The organism is Streptomyces sp. NPDC006012 (assembly GCF_042871185.1).
GTDB lineage: Bacteria > Actinomycetota > Actinomycetes > Streptomycetales > Streptomycetaceae > Streptomyces.
Window position 1 is genome coordinate 98450 of the sequence record NZ_JBIAIE010000018.1, and the last position, 16847, is coordinate 115296.

14 protein-coding genes are annotated in these 16847 nt (G+C 70.4%); 11 read left to right on the forward strand and 3 right to left on the reverse strand.

Going from position 1 to position 16847, the window contains the following annotated elements:
• Nucleotides 1–4 precede the first annotated feature (4 nt).
• Entirely contained in the window at nucleotides 5–907 is a 903-nt protein-coding gene (gene galU / locus ACFYPJ_RS26790; RefSeq protein ID WP_389022139.1) for a UTP--glucose-1-phosphate uridylyltransferase GalU, read from the reverse strand.
• Between the two features lie 61 nt (nucleotides 908–968).
• On the opposite strand from galU, the gene ACFYPJ_RS26795 reads away from it, so the two are divergent.
• Complete coding sequence (locus tag ACFYPJ_RS26795; RefSeq protein ID WP_389022141.1) at nucleotides 969–1622, forward strand: 5-formyltetrahydrofolate cyclo-ligase; 654 nt, start codon at nucleotides 969–971, stop codon at nucleotides 1620–1622.
• A 100-nt stretch (nucleotides 1623–1722) separates the two neighbouring features.
• On the opposite strand, the gene ACFYPJ_RS26800 is transcribed toward ACFYPJ_RS26795, so the two are convergent.
• The gene (locus ACFYPJ_RS26800; protein ID WP_389022144.1) at nucleotides 1723–4530 is read right to left on the reverse strand and encodes a penicillin acylase family protein; all 2808 of its coding nucleotides are present in this window, start codon (nucleotides 4528–4530) and stop codon (nucleotides 1723–1725) included.
• Between the two features lie 267 nt (nucleotides 4531–4797).
• Here ACFYPJ_RS26800 and ACFYPJ_RS26805 point away from each other — a divergent pair, with 267 nt between their 5' ends.
• The 6 genes from ACFYPJ_RS26805 (at nucleotide 4798) to mscL (ending at nucleotide 11267) form a co-directional block, all read left to right on the forward strand.
• Nucleotides 4798–6306, forward strand: coding sequence for a potassium/proton antiporter (locus ACFYPJ_RS26805; protein WP_389022323.1), 1509 nt, complete (start codon nucleotides 4798–4800; stop codon nucleotides 6304–6306).
• 640 nt (nucleotides 6307–6946) lie between these two features.
• A complete protein-coding gene (locus tag ACFYPJ_RS26810; RefSeq protein ID WP_389022147.1) occupies nucleotides 6947–8239 on the forward strand; it encodes an MFS transporter in 1293 nt (430 codons plus the stop codon).
• Between the two features lie 67 nt (nucleotides 8240–8306).
• Nucleotides 8307–8660 carry an FmdB family zinc ribbon protein gene (locus tag ACFYPJ_RS26815; RefSeq protein ID WP_389022149.1) on the forward strand — a complete coding sequence of 118 codons (354 nt, stop codon included), beginning with the start codon at nucleotides 8307–8309 and terminating at the stop codon, nucleotides 8658–8660.
• 103 nt (nucleotides 8661–8763) lie between these two features.
• Nucleotides 8764–9597 (forward strand): S-methyl-5'-thioadenosine phosphorylase, encoded by an 834-nt coding sequence (locus ACFYPJ_RS26820; RefSeq protein ID WP_389022152.1) that lies wholly within the window; start codon nucleotides 8764–8766, stop codon nucleotides 9595–9597.
• A gap of 338 nt (nucleotides 9598–9935) precedes the next feature.
• Entirely contained in the window at nucleotides 9936–10655 is a 720-nt protein-coding gene (locus tag ACFYPJ_RS26825) for a hypothetical protein (protein WP_389022325.1), read from the forward strand.
• A gap of 138 nt (nucleotides 10656–10793) precedes the next feature.
• Nucleotides 10794–11267, forward strand: a complete 474-nt coding sequence (gene mscL / locus ACFYPJ_RS26830) for a large conductance mechanosensitive channel protein MscL (protein ID WP_389022154.1) — start codon at nucleotides 10794–10796, stop codon at nucleotides 11265–11267.
• Nucleotides 11268–11286: 19 nt separating this feature from the next.
• Here the strand turns inward: mscL and ACFYPJ_RS26835 are convergent, their stop codons facing one another.
• Complete coding sequence (locus ACFYPJ_RS26835; protein WP_389022157.1) at nucleotides 11287–11457, reverse strand: hypothetical protein; 171 nt, start codon at nucleotides 11455–11457, stop codon at nucleotides 11287–11289.
• A 163-nt stretch (nucleotides 11458–11620) separates the two neighbouring features.
• Here ACFYPJ_RS26835 and ACFYPJ_RS26840 point away from each other — a divergent pair, with 163 nt between their 5' ends.
• From ACFYPJ_RS26840 to ACFYPJ_RS26855, 4 genes are all read left to right on the forward strand, one after another.
• A complete protein-coding gene (locus tag ACFYPJ_RS26840) occupies nucleotides 11621–12859 on the forward strand; it encodes a low temperature requirement protein A (RefSeq protein ID WP_389022160.1) in 1239 nt (412 codons plus the stop codon).
• A gap of 63 nt (nucleotides 12860–12922) precedes the next feature.
• Nucleotides 12923–13951 (forward strand): P1 family peptidase, encoded by a 1029-nt coding sequence (locus ACFYPJ_RS26845; protein ID WP_389022163.1) that lies wholly within the window; start codon nucleotides 12923–12925, stop codon nucleotides 13949–13951.
• 733 nt (nucleotides 13952–14684) lie between these two features.
• On the forward strand, nucleotides 14685–15902 hold the full coding sequence (locus ACFYPJ_RS26850) for an Ig-like domain-containing protein (RefSeq protein WP_389022166.1): 1218 nt from the start codon (nucleotides 14685–14687) through the stop codon (nucleotides 15900–15902).
• A gap of 177 nt (nucleotides 15903–16079) precedes the next feature.
• Nucleotides 16080–16826 (forward strand): DUF6227 family protein, encoded by a 747-nt coding sequence (locus ACFYPJ_RS26855; RefSeq protein WP_389022168.1) that lies wholly within the window; start codon nucleotides 16080–16082, stop codon nucleotides 16824–16826.
• Nucleotides 16827–16847 lie beyond the last annotated feature (21 nt).

A 16847-nucleotide genomic window follows, 5' to 3' on the forward strand; every position in this document is an offset into this window, starting at 1 on the left:
ATCGCTACATCTCCTCGGCTACGAAACTGCGAAGCCAGGTCCGGAAGTCCGGGCCCAGGTCTTCACGTTCGCATGCGAGTCTGACAATGGCACGCAGGTAGTCGCCACGATCACCGGTGTCATAGCGGCGGCCCTTGAAGACGACGCCGTGCACGGGGCCGCCGGTCTTCTCGTCCTGGGCGAGTTGCTGGAGAGCGTCGGTGAGCTGGATCTCGCCGCCGCGGCCGGGCTCGGTCTGCCGCAGTATGTCGAAGATGTGCGGGTCGAGGACGTAGCGGCCGATGACCGCGTAGTGCGACGGCGCGTCCGCCGGGTCCGGCTTCTCGACCAGGCCGGTGACCTCGACGACGTCGGCGTCGCCGGTGGCCTCGACGGCCGCGCACCCGTAGAGGTGGATCTGCTCCGGCGCGACCTCCATGAGCGCGATCACGCTGCCGCCGTGCTGCTCCTGGACCTCGATCATGCGCTTGAGCAGGGGGTCGCGCGGGTCGATCAGGTCGTCGCCGAGCAGGACGGCGAAGGGCTCGTGCCCGACGTGCGGAGCCGCGCACAGGACGGCGTGGCCCAGGCCCCTGGGGTCGCCCTGGCGCACGTAGTGCATGGTCGCGAGGTCGCTGGACTCCTGGACCTTGGCGAGCCGCTCGGCGTCGCCCTTCTTCTCCAGGGCCGATTCCAGCTCGTAATTGCGGTCGAAGTGGTCCTCAAGGGGACGCTTGTTGCGTCCCGTGATCATGAGGACGTCATCGAGCCCAGCCGACACGGCCTCCTCGACCACGTACTGGATCGCCGGCTTGTCCACGACCGGCAGCATCTCCTTGGGGGTGGCCTTGGTGGCCGGCAGGAACCGGGTGCCAAGACCTGCTGCGGGAATGACAGCCTTACTGATCCGGGGGTGCGACTGAGTCATGCGCGCAACCTTATCCGGTGCCTTTGCGAGAAAACTGTGACTCCGGTTAATTCGCTCTCATATGAGCACATTAAGAAGGGTGCGAGAACGATCTGTGGAACACGAAGCACGCCTGGGCGACCCTGACAAGCGGACGTTGCGGCGAGAGATCCTCGCAGTGAGGAACAGGTTGACGGCGGATGACATCGAGGAGGCCGGCGCCGCACTGGCCGGGCGGGCGCTGGAACTGCCCGAGTTGGCGCGGGCCCGCACGGTGGCGGCGTACGTCTCCGTCGGGAGCGAGCCCGCGACGCGGGCGCTGCTGGACGCGCTGCACGCGCGCGGTGCGCGCGTTCTGCTGCCCGCCCTGCTGCCGGACCAGGACCTGGACTGGGGCGCGTACGCCGGGGAGGGCTCCCTCACACAGGTCCGGCACGCCGGGCGGATGACGCTCCGCGAACCGGCGGGAAACCGGCTGGGCCCGCAGGCGGTGACGGGTGCCGACGTGGTCCTGCTGCCCGGCCTCGCGGTCGATGCGCACGGGATGCGGCTGGGTCGCGGCGGCGGCTCGTACGACCGCGTGCTGGCCCGTCTGGAGCGTGCGGACGCGCGCCCCGCCCTGGTGGTGCTCCTGTACGACTCGGAGGTCGTCGAACGCGTTCCGGCCGAGGAGCACGACCGTCCCGTGCACGCCGTCGTGACGCCGTCCGGTGTGCGCCGCTTCGGGACCGGCTGACAGCGGCGGCCCGCAGTCCCAGCCGGGAACGCCCCGGCCACAAGGGGAGGGCCCGCTCACGCGCGCGTGAGCGGGCCCTCCCCCATCAGCCGTCAGCCGGTCACGGATTGAGCACCAGGGTGTCGCTCGTGCTCTTGTCGACCGCGTTGCCGGAGTAGGACCAGGGCAGCAGCTCGCCGTTGGCCCACTTGTCGGTCTGGTCGGTGTAGTGGGCGCTGTAGGCGTGGCCCGAGGCGCCCGTGAGGTTGATCCACTTGGACTTGTCGAGGTCGGCCAGGTTGACCACCATCCGCATGGACGGCACCCACACGACGCCGTAGCCGCCGGCCGCGTTCCAGCCGGTCGCGTCGACCGCCGCCTCGCCGCCGCCCAGCTCCCACGGGCCGCGGTTGAGGGCGTACCGCAGGATGCCGGGGCCGTCCGTGCCGAGGGTCTGGTTCTTCAGGAACAGCCGGTGCAGCCGGCCCCAGCTCCAGGTGTCGATGTCCTTGCCGAGCTTGGCGGTCAGCTCCCAGCGGGCGTCGATCATGGCGCGCTTGAACAGCTCGTCGCGGTTGTCGGCGGACGGGCGGCTGCCCGTCTTGGAGGCCGGCGTCTTCCACCAGTCGCTGTCCGTCTTGTCCAGGAGGGTGCGGACCACCTCGAACCAGCGGTCGCCGCCGTCCGGCTGCGCCTGGTCGTCGGCGCGCTGGCCGCACTCGCGCACCTTGGTGTCGTCGTCCACCGGACCGGTGCCGCCGACCTTGTCGACCCACAGGCACTGGCCCTTGACCCGCAGCTCCTTGGGCAGCTTGTTGCCGAAGGCGAGCTTGAGGGTGTTGCGCCAGACCGCGTTGAAGTAGGCGGCCGCCGCGGAGTCGGCGTCCTGGGTGTAGTCCCAGCCCTCCAGCAGCTGCTGCGCCTGGCGGACGTCCTTGTCGTCCACGTGGATCTTCAGCAGCTTGGGCACGAGCAGCTTGGCGATCTCGCTGCTGTTGTCGAGCTGCATCTGCCGCATGTCGTCGGTCGAGATCCTGCCACCGTTCTTGATCTTGGACTCGATCAGGTCGGTGATCCGCTGGCTGCGGGTGCCGTATCCCCAGTCGGTGGTGAGCGTGTACGGATACTTGTCCGCGTCGACGACGGCCTGGTTGGCGGTGACGATGTAGCCGCGCGAGGGGTTGTACTCGTAGGGCAGCTCGTCCTGCTTGATGTACCCGGTCCAGGCGTACTTGGCGTCCCAGCCCGGCGCCGGGACCGATCCGTCGTCGCCCTTCGCGCGCGTGGGGATCTTTCCAGGCAGCGTGTAGCCGATGTTGCCCTGGGTGTCGGCGTAGACCAGGTTCTGCGAGGGCACCTCGAACAGGGCGGCGGCGTCCCGGAAGTCGCTCCAGTCCGCCGCCTTGTCGAGGGCGAACACGGCGTCCATGGTGGTGCCCGGCTGCAGGGCGGTCCACTTCAGGGCGATGCCGTAGCCGTCGCCGCGGTCCGGCGCCGCGGTGTCGACGGAGGCCGTCTTGCCCACCTTGACGAGTTCGTCGTCGCGGTCGGACAGCAGGGGCATGCCGTCGGCGGTCTGGCGCACGACGATCGTCTTGGGCTGGCCGCCGGCGACCTTGATGGTCTCCTCGCGGCTGGTGAAGGGCCTGACCTTGCCGTCGTACAGGTAGCCGTCGCCGGTCAGCTTCTCCAGGTAGAGGTCGCTGACGTCGACACCGGAGTTGGTCATGCCCCAGGCGATGTCGCCGTTGTGGCCGATGACCACGCCGGGCATGCCGGCGAAGGTGTAACCGGTGACGTCGTACTGGCACTTGGCGGAGCGGGTGCGGCAGTGCAGGCCCATCTGGTACCAGACCGACGGCAGCGCCGCCTCCAGGTGGGGATCGTTGGCGAGCAGCGGCTTGTGGGTGATCGTGTACTTCCCGGACACGACCCAGGCGTTGGAGCCGATGCCCTGCCCGTTCACGCCGACGGCCGTGGGGAGGTTGTCCAGGACGCCGTAGAGGCCCGACAGCTGGCTCGTGAGGCCCGCTCCGGAGCCGGAGGTCCCCGGGTAGCCCGACGTGCCCGTCGCGCCCTGTGTGCCGCTCGCAGCGCCCGTGCCGCCGCTCTGCGCGAACGCCCGGGTCAGCTCGTCGTACTGACCCTCCTGGACGATCGCCTTGTTGCGGCTGTAGGGGTACTCCGGGTAGAGGTCCTTGATCTGCTGCGGGCCGAGGCGGGTGGTCATCAGGGCGCGGTCGATCTCGTCCTGCATGTTGCCGCGCAGGTCCCAGGCCATCGCCTTCAGCCACGCGATGGAGTCGACCGGGCTCCACTTCCCGGGCTTGTAGTCGCCTGCGAACCCGAGCGCCGCGTACTCCAGGGAGATGTCCTTGCCGTCCTTGCCCTGGAGGTAGGCGTTGACGCCCGCGGAGTACGCCTGGAGGTATTTCTTCGTCGCGCCCGACAGCTTGGTGTCGTACTCCTGCTGCGCGATCCGGTCCCAGCCCAGGGTCCGCAGGAACGCGTCGTTGTCGACCTGGCTCTTGCCGAACATCTCGGACAGCCGCCCGGAGGTCATGTGGCGGCGCACGTCCATCTCGTAGAACCGGTCCTGCGCCTGGACGTAGCCCTGCGCCATGAACAGGTCCGCGTCGGAGGAGGCGTAGACCTGCGGGACGCCGTAGCCGTCCCGCTTCACCTCGACCGGCCCGGACAGTCCGTCGAGCTTGATCGAGCCCGTGGTCTGCGGGAAGGACGCGCGCACGGTGCTGATCGACCAGTACGACCCGTAGGCGATGCCGCCGACTATGGCAAGGACGAGGACCAGCACGAGCAACTTGGCTCTGCGCCCCTTCTTCCTGCCTGACCTGCCCGGCCGGGCACCCGCCTTCCTGCCGGATTTGCCGGGCTGGGCACCCACTGTGGCGGTGGTGTTCGGGGGCATCGCTGTCCTTGCTGTCCTAACGCGAGCGGCAGGTCGGGCTGTGACTTGAATGAGCGCTGGAGCAACCATAGGCGCAGGAACCCGAGCCGCTTGACCCGGACCGGGGAACCAGCGCGGACGGACGTTCGATCCCGCCTCCCCCAGCGTCAAGAAAGCGTCAAGAGTTAGGTAAGGTAATGAAGTAGTTGAGTGGTGCGGCCCGCCGCAGGCTCGACTGTGTGTACGTGAGCGTCGCGCCCCCCGCGCGCGACCCGGTGAAGGGATGCGCTGCTGACTGTCGACCACCTCAACCAGCTTCTGCTCGTCTGCTCCCTCGTGCTGCTCGTCGCCGTCGCGGCGGTGCGGATCTCCTCGCGCAGCGGGCTCCCGAGCCTGCTCGTCTACCTGGGGATCGGCGTCCTCATGGGCCAGGACGGCATCGCGAAGATCCAGTTCAGTGACACCGAACTGACCCAGCTCATCGGGTACGCGGCCCTGGTCGTGATCCTGGCCGAGGGCGGCCTCGCCACGAAGTGGAAAGAGATCAAACCCTCGCTGGCCGCGGCCTCCACGCTGGCGCTGTTCGGCGTCGCGGTGAGCGTCGGGGTGACGGCGTCGGCCGCGCACTACCTGGTCGGGCTGGAATGGCGGCAGGCGCTCATCATCGGTGCGGTGGTGTCCTCCACGGACGCAGCGGCGGTCTTCTCGGTGCTGCGCAGACTCCCGCTGCCCGCGCGCGTGACGGGCACACTGGAAGCGGAATCGGGCTTCAACGACGCCCCGGTGGTCATCCTGGTCGTCGCCTTCTCCACCGCGGGACCGGTCGCGCACTGGTACGTGCTGCTGGGCGAAATACTGCTGGAACTGGCCATCGGCGCGGCCATCGGACTCGCGGTCGGCTGGCTCGGCGCCTGGGGCCTGAGACACGTGGCGCTGCCCGCCTCCGGCCTCTACCCGATCGCCGTGCTGGCCATCGCCGTCACCGCCTACGCGGCCGGCGCGATCGCGCACGGCAGCGGCTTCCTCGCGGTCTACCTGGCCGCGATGGTCCTCGGCAACGCCAGGCTGCCGCACTGGCCCGCCACCCGCGGCTTCGCCGAGGGAGTCGGCTGGATCGCCCAGATCGGCATGTTCGTCCTGCTCGGCCTGCTGGTCACGCCGCACGCCCTGGGCAGCGACTTCTGGCCGGCCCTGGTCATCGGCCTGGCGCTGACCCTGGTCGCACGCCCGCTGAGCGTGCTGCTCAGCCTGCTGCCGTTCCGGCTGCCGTGGCAGGAGCAGGCCCTGATGTCGTGGGCCGGGCTGCGCGGCGCGGTGCCCATCATCCTGGCGACGATCCCCATGGTGAACGGCGTCCCGGGCAGCCGTCACATCTTCAACATCGTCTTCGTGCTGGTCGTCGTCTTCACTCTGGTCCAGGGGCCGACGCTGCCCTGGCTGGCCCGCCTGCTGAAGCTCGGCGACGGGGCGGAGGCGGCCGACCTCGGGATCGAATCGGCTCCCCTGGAGCGGCTGCGCGGCCATCTGCTGTCCTTCGCGATCCCCGAGGGCTCGCGGATGCACGGCGTCGAGGTGGGCGAACTGCGCCTGCCCGCCGGGGCCGGGGTCACCCTGGTCGTACGGGACGGAAAATCGTTCGTCCCGACGCCGACGACCGTGCTGCGGCGCGGGGACGAACTCCTCGTGGTCACCACCGACCCCGTCCGGGACGCCGCGGAACAGCGACTGCGGGCGGTCGCCCAGGGCGGCAAGCTGGCCGGCTGGCTGGGCACGGGCGGCACGGGGACGGCACGCTGAGGAGAACTCGGCTCCCGGCCGTGGGCGGACGGGCCTGCTTGCGGGCCTGCGGTCCGCGGACGCCGGAGGGGTACGCCTGCGTGGGCAGCGGCGGATGGGCACGCGCGCGTAAGTGGTGCATTTCTTCGGACGGGCACGCGCGCGTGGGGCTGCGTTTCCTCGGACGGGCACGCGCGCGTAATAAGGGGTGCATTTCCTCGGACGGGCCGCATTTCCTGGGGCGTGCCGCCTCTTGGGGCGTGACGTACGGGGTGGCACGTTTCACGCCGCATCGCGTGACGCGTTTCATGCCGCATCGCGTGACGTTTCATGCCGGATCGCGTGAGGCGTTCTATATACGGCTTGCGCCTTCCGTCGATCCCAGGCGAACGCGCCTCGTGGTGCGCGGATTCACAGCCGTACGCCATTATGAACCCTGTACGCTGAAGGCACCCCTGATCGAACCAACTCTGTCTGACGCAGAGCTGGCGCGACCGTATGGCGGCCGGACGCCCTGAGTGGCGGCGCCGGTATCTACCGCAGTTCCGCGCAAGAGGACAGCTCTCGGCGCCCCGCGAGGCGTGTGGGCCGAAGGAGCGTGCTCCCGAGGCGTACGGGCCCGGCAAGGGATCGCGCTACCAGGCGGCAGAAAGGCACGGCCGTGGCGTCCACGGTCACCACCGAGCCGTCGGAGAACCCGGCGGCACCGTCCCGCCCGGGATACGGGCAACTGCTGCGCATCCGCGGTGTATGGACGTTCCTGCTTCCCGGCTTCGCCGCACGGCAGCCGTTCGCGATGCTCACCATCTCCATCGTGCTGCTCGTGCAGCACACCACCGGCTCCTACGGCGTCGCGGGCGCCGCCGCGGCCGTCACCGGCGTCTCCATGGCGCTGTTCGCCCCGTACAGCGGGCGCCTCGCCGACCGCAACGGCCAGCATGCGGTGCTGATCCCCGGCGTCCTCGTGCACGCGCTGTCGGGCCTGTCGCTGACGGCCCTCGCGTTGTCGCACGCACCCCTGTGGGCGCTGCTGGCGGCCGCCGTGCCGACCGGCGCCTCGGTGCCGCAGATCGGCCCCATGGTGCGCGCCCGCTGGGGCGCGCGACTGCAAGGGTCCCCGCTGACGGCCACCGCCGTGGCCTTCGAGTCCGTCACGGACGAACTGACCTTCGTCGTCGGCCCACTGCTGGCCACGGCCCTGTGCACCGCGGTGGCCCCGGCCGCCGGGCTCGTCACGGAGGCCGCGCTGACGCTGCTCGGCGGCCTGCTGTTCGCCGGTCGCAGGAGCAGCCAGCCGCCGGTGACCGAGCGCGGCCACGCGCGCGTGCGGCAGCCGTCCGCACTGCGCATCCCCGGCGTACGGGTTCTGGTCGTGGCGTTCCTGGGCATCGGTTCGGTCTTCGGCGGCATGCAGGTCTCGCTGACCGCGTTCAGCGAGTCGACCGGCCGGCCCGGCCTGAACGGCGTCCTGTACGGGACGTTCGCAGCGGGCAACATGCTCTCCGGCATCACGTGCGGAGCGATCACCTGGAAGGCGGCGCCGCCGCGCCGCCTGGTGATCGGCTACGCGGCGCTCGCGCTGACCGCGTCGTCCCTGTGGATTGCCCACTCGGCGCCGCTCCTCGCCGGGCTCGGCTTCCTGGTCGGCAGCTGCATCGCGCCCGCCCTGATCACCGGCTACACCCTGGTGGGCGACCTGGTGGCGGCCGGCGCACGCACCGAGGCCTTCACCTGGCTGACCGGGGCGGTCGCGCTGGGCCAGGCGGCCGCGGTCACCGTCGCCGGCCAGCTGGAGGACCGGGCGTGGGACGGCGCCGGATTCCTGGTGCCGATGGCGGGCACCCTGCTTGCCCTGGCGACCCTGCTGACGCTGCGCTCACGGCTGGCCGGTCCGCCCCGGGCCCGGACCGTGGCACGTGGCGTCGGTCACCGAGCGCCGGTCGCGGTGGACTGATCCCCGGGAATACGTCACTATGGACCGTCGTTAGCACTCATCGAGTGAGAGTGCCAGGAGGAAGACAGTGCCCACCTATCAGTACCAGTGCACCGAGTGCGGCGAGGGCCTTGAGGCGGTGCAGAAGTTCACCGACGAGTCCCTGACCGAGTGCCCCGCTTGCGGTGGCCGCCTGAAGAAGGTGTTCTCCGCAGTCGGCATTGTCTTCAAGGGCTCCGGTTTCTACCGGAACGACAGCCGCGGTTCCTCTTCGGGCAGCAGCCCGACGTCGAAGCCCGCCGCGTCCGGCGCGTCGTCGGGCTCGTCCTCCGACACGAAGCCGGCGTCGTCGTCCTCGACGTCTTCTTCTTCGTCGTCCTCGGCGTCTTCGTCCTCATCTTCTTCCTCGTCGTCGAGTTCCAGCGGCAGCTCGGCCGCCTGAGACTCCTCTTCCTGAGACCCTGCCGTCATGCGACGGCGGGGTCTTCGGCATCCTCTCCGGCCTCGGCTTTCCCACCCTTTTCCGCGCAGCTAGTGTGCTCGTCATGGCGAACGCAGAGATCGGCGTAATAGGCGGCTCGGGTTTCTACTCGTTCCTCGACGACGTGACCGAACTCCAGGTGGACACCCCTTACGGTGCTCCCAGCGACTCCCTCTTCCTGGGCGAGGTCGCCGGGCGGCGGGTCGCCTTCCTGCCCCGGCACGGCCGTGGCCACCATCTGCCGCCCCACCGCATCAACTACCGGGCCAATCTCTGGGCCCTGCGGTCGGTGGGCGTCCGCCAGGTCCTCGGCCCCTGCGCGGTGGGCGGCCTGCGCCCCGAGTACGGGCCCGGCACGCTGCTCGTCCCGGACCAACTGGTGGACCGTACGAAGGCGCGGGCACAGACGTATTTCGACGGGCTGCCGCTGCCCGACGGGACCGTGCCGAACGTGGTGCACGTGTCCCTGGCCGACCCCTACTGCCCCGTCGGCCGGAGCGCCGCGCTGAAGGCGGCACGCGGCCAGGACTGGGAACCGGTGGACGGCGGCACACTCGTCGTGGTGGAGGGACCGCGTTTCTCCACCCGCGCCGAGTCGCTGTGGCACCAGGCGCAGGGCTGGTCGGTGGTGGGCATGACCGGCCACCCGGAGGCGGCGCTCGCCCGTGAACTGGAGCTGTGCTACACGTCGTTGACGCTGGTCACCGATCTCGACGCGGGTGCGGAGACCGGCGACGGGGTCTCCCACGACGAGGTGCTGCAGGTGTTCGCAGCCAATGTGGACCGGCTGCGGGGCGTGCTGTTCGACGTGGTGGCGGCGCTGCCGGACAGCGCGGCACGGGACTGCCTGTGCGCCGGCGCGCTCGGCGGGATGGATCCCGGGTTCGAGCTGCCGTAGCGCGCTGACGTCCTGGCTGACCCTGCGATGCGGTGATGCCGCGATGCGGTGGCGCCGTGATGCCGTGGGGTCGTGGCGCTGTAGCGGAATTCCTCGTTCGGGCGGCCGAGTTGTCCACAGTCCGCCCGTGATCCACCGGCTCCGGCGAGTGTCGGCGCGAGGCGTCATCGTGGGATCGCAAACCGATTCCGCACGCAGGTGGTGACCTCATGTCCGTCTCTCCACCGTCCGCCGATCCCTTGTCCGTCCCTCCGCGGCCTTCCGCAGGGCTGTCCTACCGCTCCACCCAGCCGCACGGTCCCTGGCCGGACACCCCGCGGCCGGCCTTCCGCACCTCACTGCCCTCCACCCCTCCCCCGCAACACTCCTCCCCTCCTCCACGGCGATCCTTCCCCACCCCCCGGCAGTCCCCTCCGGCCGCCTGGCCCCCTTCCTCCGCCAGTCCACCTCCGGCCGCCCCTTCGCCGCCTCCCGCCTTTCCCCCGTCTCCTCTCCCGCCTCCGGCCTCTCCCGTTCCCGTTCCCGAGCTACGCCCGCCCGGCACCGACGCCCCGGCCACATGTGAGATCCCGCAGTTCGCGCCGGTGCGGGTGCGCGGCGGACGGTACGGGCTGCAACGGCTCGTACGGCACCGCGGGCGTGCCCTGGCGGCCGGGCTCGCCGTCACCGCCGCCGTGCTCGTGGCAGCCGGACCGCAGGCCGCGACGGATCCCCACCGGCCCGAGCGGGCCCGCGGCCATCCCGCGATCGAGCCCGCACGGCGGACGGCCGCAGGCGCGGCGGTCGAGGCGGTGACCGCGCCGGTCCGGATCGCCGACGCCGCCGCCGTCCGGCTGCTGCGGCCCGGGGACCGGGTCGACGTCATCGCCGCGCCGGATCCCGCGACGGGCGGTGCCGCCCGGGTGATCGCGCGTGGAGCGCGGGTGACGCGGCTGCCGGAGCCGCTCGACGGTGCCGTGGAGAGCGGGGCGCTCGTCGTGCTGTCGGTACCGCGCGCCACGGCGGCCCGACTCGTGGGGGCGAGCGCGACGGCGCGACTGGCGGTGACGCTGTGCTGAACCGGCGCGGACATTGTCTTGACGACACGCCGTCAAGTCCCTCGTTAGAGGGAAGGAATTGGACAGGATGGCCGCATGGTGCCGTAGGTTGCGGAGCGTTTCGTTCCACACCCTGTGCGCACGAGGAGAGTCCCCGAGGTGAGCGAGAAGCAGGAACCGAGCATCTGGCAAGGCTTCAAAGCCTTCCTGATGCGCGGCAATGTCGTCGACCTGGCGGTCGCGGTGGTCATCGGCGCCGCCTTCACGAACATCGTCAACGCGGTGGTGAAAGGCATCATCAACCCGCTGGTCGGAGCGGTCGGCACCCAGAACCTCGACCACTACAGCTCATGCCTCAGCTCGTCGTGCAAGGGCGACCAGGGCATCCAGCTGATGTGGGGCTCGGTCCTCGGCGCCACACTGAGCTTCGTGATCACCGCTGCGGTGGTCTACTTCCTGATGGTGCTGCCCATGGCGAAGTACCTGGCCCGGATGGAGGCCCGCAGGAAGGACCGGGAGGAGAAGGGGCCGGAGGCCACCCCGGAGGTCATCGAGGTGACCGAGCTGGAGGTGCTGAAGGAGATCCGCAACGCACTGGTGGCGCAGCGCGGTTCGGGCCACGACGCGCGGTAGCGGTCCCGAGGGGTCTGCTTCAGAGGTGGTGGGGCGGCTTCTCGTCGAGGAAGCGCTTCAGGCCGGCGGCGGAGTCGCCGTCGTCGGTCTCGCCCCAACCGCGGTCCGTGTCATCCGAGGACTGCTGGTCGAGCGGGTCGTCGAAGATGAGCGCGGCCCTGGGGTCGCGCGGCTCGGGGGCGGTGGTCATGCCTCAAGGGTACGGCCCAGGGACCGCCGCCCGGCGCCGAGTGCGCCGCCGGGATCGGTTCGGACACCGTCCGACCTGGCCGGTTCTCCGGCGTGAGATCCACCCCAAGACTTGTGAACACATTCACAAGCTTTTCGTGGGGATTTCTGCTGTGCTGAGAGGCATGACGCCGAGTCCCCCTCCGACGCCCGCTTCCGCGGACACCCCGCATCCACCGCGCCCCCTGCGCAGACTCACCGCCCGCGAACGCGGCGAGCCGCACCGTGTCGCCACGCCGCTCGAACTCTTCTTCGACCTCTGTTTCGTCGTGGCCGTGGCACAGGCGGGGGCCGAGTTGGTGCACGCTGTGGCCGGGGGGCACGCGGGCAACGGCATCCTGAACTACGCGATGCTGTTCTTCGCCATCTGGTGGGCCTGGATGAACTTCTCCTGGTTCGCCTCGGCCTACGACAACGACGACGTGCTCTACCGCGTCATCACCCTGGTCCAGATCGCCGGTGTCCTGGTCCTGGCCGCGGGGATCTCCCAGGCGTTCGAGAAGCACGACTACATGGCGGTCTGGCTCGGCTACGTGATCATGCGGGTCGCAATGGCCACCCAGTGGCTGCGCGCCGCGAGAACCGCCGAGGGCGCGGAACGGACCACGGCACTGCGGTACGCGGCCGGTGTCCTGCTGGTCCAGATCGGCTGGGCCGGGCTGGTGGTCCTGCCTCAGCACGCACGCCCCTGGGTGTTCCTCGTGATGGCCATTGCGGAAATCTGCGTGCCGGTGTTCGCGGAGCGCCACCACACCACCGCCTGGCATCCGCACCACATCGCCGAGCGGTACGGGCTGTTCACGATCATCGTGCTCGGCGAGACGATCGCCGCGGCCACGGTCGCCGTGAAGTCCGCCGTGTCCGAGCACGACGCGCTCGACACGCTGCTGCCGATCGCGGCCGGCGGCCTGCTGATCGTCTTCTCGGCCTGGTGGATCTACTTCGCGGTGCCCATCCACGGGCATCTGCGCTCCAACAGACAGTCGTTCCTGTGGGGTTACGGCCATTACCTGGTCTTCGCCTCGGCGGCCGCGATCGGCGCCGGACTGGAAGTGGTGGTCGAACAGACCGTGGGCACCTCACACATCTCGGCCCTCGCCGCCTCGGCGGCCGTCACCCTGCCCACGGCGCTCTACCTGCTGACGGTGTGGATCCTGCACTCGCGCCACTTCAAGGTCGGCACCGCCCAGCAGGTGGTGCTGCCGCTCGCAGCGCTGCTGGTGATCTGCTGCACCTTCCTCGGCCACTGGGCGGTACTGGCAGCGGGCATCGTGACCACACTGGCGGTGGCGGCCGGAATCGCGCTGACGACACGGAGGACGGCGCACGGAAAGGAGGCGAGACCCGCCGCACCCGCCTCCTGACACTCCTCCGGACGTTCCTCCGGCTGCCTTCGGCGGATGCGCTCCCGGGAGAGACTGGCCGTCATGACAGTTGACGCATTGACGGACGTCGCCGGGCTTCGAGTGGGGCACGCGACCCGCACCGGCGAAGGACGCCTCACCGGCACCACGGTCGTCCTCACGCCGGAGGGCGGGGCCGTGGCCGCCGTGGACGTGCGCGGCGGCGGGCCCGGCACCAAGGAGACCGACGCCCTGGACCCGCGCAACCTGGTCCACAAGGTCGAGGCGATCGTGCTCACCGGCGGCAGCGCGTACGGGCTGGACGCCGCCTCCGGAGTGATGGCCTGGCTGGAGGAGCGGGGACGCGGGATGCGGGTCGGGGCGGATCCCGCACATGTCGTGCCGGTGGTGCCGGCCGCCTGTGTCTTCGACCTCGGGCGGGGCGGTGACTTCCGGGCACGCCCGGACGCGGCCACCGGGCGGGCGGCGGTCGAGGCCGCCGCGGCGAACGCCCCCGGGGCGCCGGTACCCGAGGGATGTGTGGGCGCAGGTACGGGCGCGGTGGTGGGACAGCTCAAGGGCGGGATCGGCACCGCGAGCACGGTCCTCGGCTCCGGCATCACGGTGGCCGCGCTGGTGGTCGCCAACGCCGCGGGATCGGCACTGGATCCGCGGACGGGTGCGTTGTACGGGGAGTTGTTCCAGGGGCCGGTGACCTATCCGGAGGCGCACGTCCACGAGGCGGCGGGCCGGCGCCTGGCCGAGGCCGCCGTGCAGAACCAGGCGCCGCCGCTCAACACCACGCTGGCCGTGGTCGCCACCGACGCGGACCTCTCGAAGGCCCAGGCACAGAAGGTGGCCGGCACAGCCCACGACGGCATCGCGCGCGCCGTACGGCCGGTGCATCTGCTCAACGACGGCGACACGGTGTTCGCGCTGGCCACGGGCGAACGCCCGCTCGACGCCGGAAACCCGCTCGCGCTCAACGAGATCCTGACGGCCGGCGCGGACGCCGTGACACGGGCGATCGTACGAGCCGTACGGTCCGCCGCGCCGGTGACCGGACCTGGTGGGGCGTGGCCGTCGTACGAGGAGTTGTACGGAGCTTCGTAGGGGCGGGGACGATCGAGGGGTGGGGTTGGAGGTGGGGCGGGAGCGTGGGGTGGGGTTGAGGGTGGGGGTGGGAGGGGGCGGAGGGGGAGGGAGGGGGAGGGGAAAGGGTGAGTAAAGCGGCTGCCGGCTGGCGGGGAGCGGCGGTCAGCCAGGTGGCCGAGGGATGGGTGTGGCGGGCAACAGCAGCAAGGCGGAGCGGCAGCCGGGCGGGGACGATTGGGGCGGGGGCCGTGCGGTGCGGTGACCATGGCCTGGGCGGTCGCGAGGGGTAGCGGGCCCCGGCCGTTGCGGCGCAGGGCGGCCGCGGTGACTCGTCGTGGGTGCCGGCGCGGCCTTGCCTCGTTCCTGCCTACTCCAAACCTTGCTTGTCGCAACCTACTTGGCTGGCCACAGCCCTGCCTTGTCCCAGCCCTGCCCTGTCGCGCCCTTGGCTGGCCACAGCCCTGCCTGTCCTGGCCCTGGCCTAACGAGCACCCCTGCCCTATCGGGTCCCTGCTCTATCGCGTCCCTGCCTTGTCCCGGCCCCGCCTCATAGCGCCCCTGGCCTGACGCGCCCCTGGTTTGTCCCGCCCCCGCCTTGCCCCCGCCCTGGTTTATCGCGGTTCTGGATTGTCGCGGTTCTGTCACGTGACTGTGCTCATGAGTCGACGAAGCGAACAAATCTGGGCGTGGGTGCCTTCTCACTTCGCGTACGGAAGCGGATCACCCACACCACACAAACTTGGAGCAGCTCGTGACTACGCCGAACATCGCAGCGCGGCGCGTCGTGGTGGCCAGTGCCGCCCTGCTGGTCGGCGCCCTGACCCTGACCGCGTGCGGCGGCAACGCCGGCACCACGATCAACGACGGGAAGGGCGGCGACTCCTCCACGACCTCCGCGGCGAAGATTGCGATCTCGGCGAAGGACGGTTCGACCGGCGCGTCCATCAACACCACCGGTGTGAAGGTCAGCGACGGCAAGCTGAGCGACGTCAAGTTGACCGTCGCGGGGTCGGGACAGGCCGTGCCGGGCACGGTGTCGGCCGACGGCTCCAGCTGGAAGCCGAAGGAGCGGCTGGAGCGCGGGACCAAGTACGAGATATCGGCGACCGCGAAGGACGCCGACGGGCGCACGGCCGCGGCGAATTCCGTCTTCACCACGGTCAGCACGGAGAACAGCTTCATCGGGACGTACACGCCGGACAACGGCACCACGGTCGGCGTCGGCATGCCGGTGTCGTTCACCTTCGACAAGGCCATCAGCGACAAGAAGGCCGTGCAGTCGCACATCAAGGTCAACTCCGACAGCGGGCAGCAGGTGGTGGGGCACTGGTTCGGGACGCAGCGGCTCGACTTCCGGCCGCAGGAGTACTGGAAGGCCGGCTCCCGGGTCACCGTGGACATCGACCTGGACGGCGTCGAGGGCGCGAACGGCGTCTACGGGGTGCAGAAGAAGACCGTGACGTTCACCATCGGGCGCTCGCAGGTCTCCACGGTCGACGTCAACACGCAGACCATGACGGTGGTGCGGGACGGCACGACCCTCAAGTCGGTGCCGATCTCGGCGGGCAGCCCGGAGCACACGACGTACAACGGGCAGATGGTGATTTCCGAGAAGTTCGTCCAGACGCGTATGAACGGATCGACGGTCGGGTTCGGCGGTGAGTACGACATTCCGGATGTGCCGCACGCGATGCGACTGACCTCGTCGGGGACGTTCGTCCACGGCAACTACTGGTACAGCCAGGGCAATCCGCCCTTCGGCCGGCAGGGCACGAGCCACGGCTGCGTGGGGCTCGCCGACGTGCAGGGCGCGCAGGGGGACACGAGCGGCAAGTGGTTCTACGACAACTCGCTCATCGGGGACGTGGTGGTCGTCAAGAACTCGCCGGACACCACCGTGGCCCCCGACAACGGGCTCAACGGCTGGAACATGCCGTGGAACCAGTGGATCGCCGGTAGCGCGGTCTGAGTGACGAAGTGCCGCCTGACCGGCGGCTTTTGATGGATCATCGGGCCGTGCGGGAACTTTTCCGCGCGGCCCGCGCGTTTTCCCGGCGTACGTTTTCTCGGTTCCCGGACATGATGTCCGATCGAGGGGCTACGGTATGCACCCACAAGGTGACATGCAGCAACGCCGGGAGAAGCCTTGAGCGTTCCGTACGAGACAGCAGCGTACGACCCAGCCGAGTCGCCCGAGTCTCCGGAGGAGCACCTCGCGCGGCTCCTCGGCCGTGCCCTGAACTCCTTCGAACTGCCCGACGAGGCATTACGGCGGCTCGACTGCGCGCTGGCGCACGACAGTTCGCTGCACTCGGCCCACCACAGTGCCGGCCTGCACCGCGAGACGTACCGGCATACCTGGCTGCTCACCGACGGCTGTGCGATCACGCTCTGGGAGCTGGTGCACAACACCGCGCCCGACAGCCAGCCGGCGCACGAGATCTACGCCGACGAGGAGGAACTGCGCGCCGCCACCGCCCGGCTGCCGCTGCCGCCCGAGAGCCCGGACTTCGAACTGCCGGTGCTGGCCCAGCTGCCACCGGCCCCCGCGCCGCGGCACGCCTATGCCCCGGACGACTCCGCGGACCACGCCCGCCGGCTGCTGCGGCGCGCGGAGAACGCGGACCGGCCGGACACGGAGACGGTCGCGCTGCTCACGACGGCGTGCGCGCACCAGATCACGCAGGCATTCGGGCGGCCGGGGCGGACCGGCCGGGCGGCGGTCGGCATCTCGCTCTACGAGCACGCGTTCCTGCTGCGCGACGGCAGCGAACTCTCCCTGTGGGAGGTCGAGCACACGGCGACACCGGACGGCCGGCACATGTGCGAGGTGTACGGCACGGAGGACGCGGCCCGGGCCGCCATGGAACGCCGGGCGGCACGCCGGCCCTGAGGACGCCCGAGCACCGCGCCA

Bases quoted from the DNA above. Each gene is read 5' to 3' on its own strand.
- galU (WP_389022139.1), bottom strand. From the start codon at position 907: ATGACTCAGTCGCACCCCCGGATCAGTAAGGCTGTCATTCCCGCAGCA.
- ACFYPJ_RS26795 (WP_389022141.1), top strand. From the start codon at position 969: ATGAGCACATTAAGAAGGGTGCGAGAACGATCTGTGGAACACGAAGCA.
- ACFYPJ_RS26800 (WP_389022144.1), bottom strand. From the start codon at position 4,530: ATGCCCCCGAACACCACCGCCACAGTGGGTGCCCAGCCCGGCAAATCC.
- ACFYPJ_RS26820 (WP_389022152.1), top strand. From the start codon at position 8,764: ATGGCGAACGCAGAGATCGGCGTAATAGGCGGCTCGGGTTTCTACTCG.
- ACFYPJ_RS26835 (WP_389022157.1), bottom strand. From the start codon at position 11,457: ATGACCACCGCCCCCGAGCCGCGCGACCCCAGGGCCGCGCTCATCTTC.
- ACFYPJ_RS26840 (WP_389022160.1), top strand. From the start codon at position 11,621: ATGACGCCGAGTCCCCCTCCGACGCCCGCTTCCGCGGACACCCCGCAT.
- ACFYPJ_RS26845 (WP_389022163.1), top strand. From the start codon at position 12,923: ATGACAGTTGACGCATTGACGGACGTCGCCGGGCTTCGAGTGGGGCAC.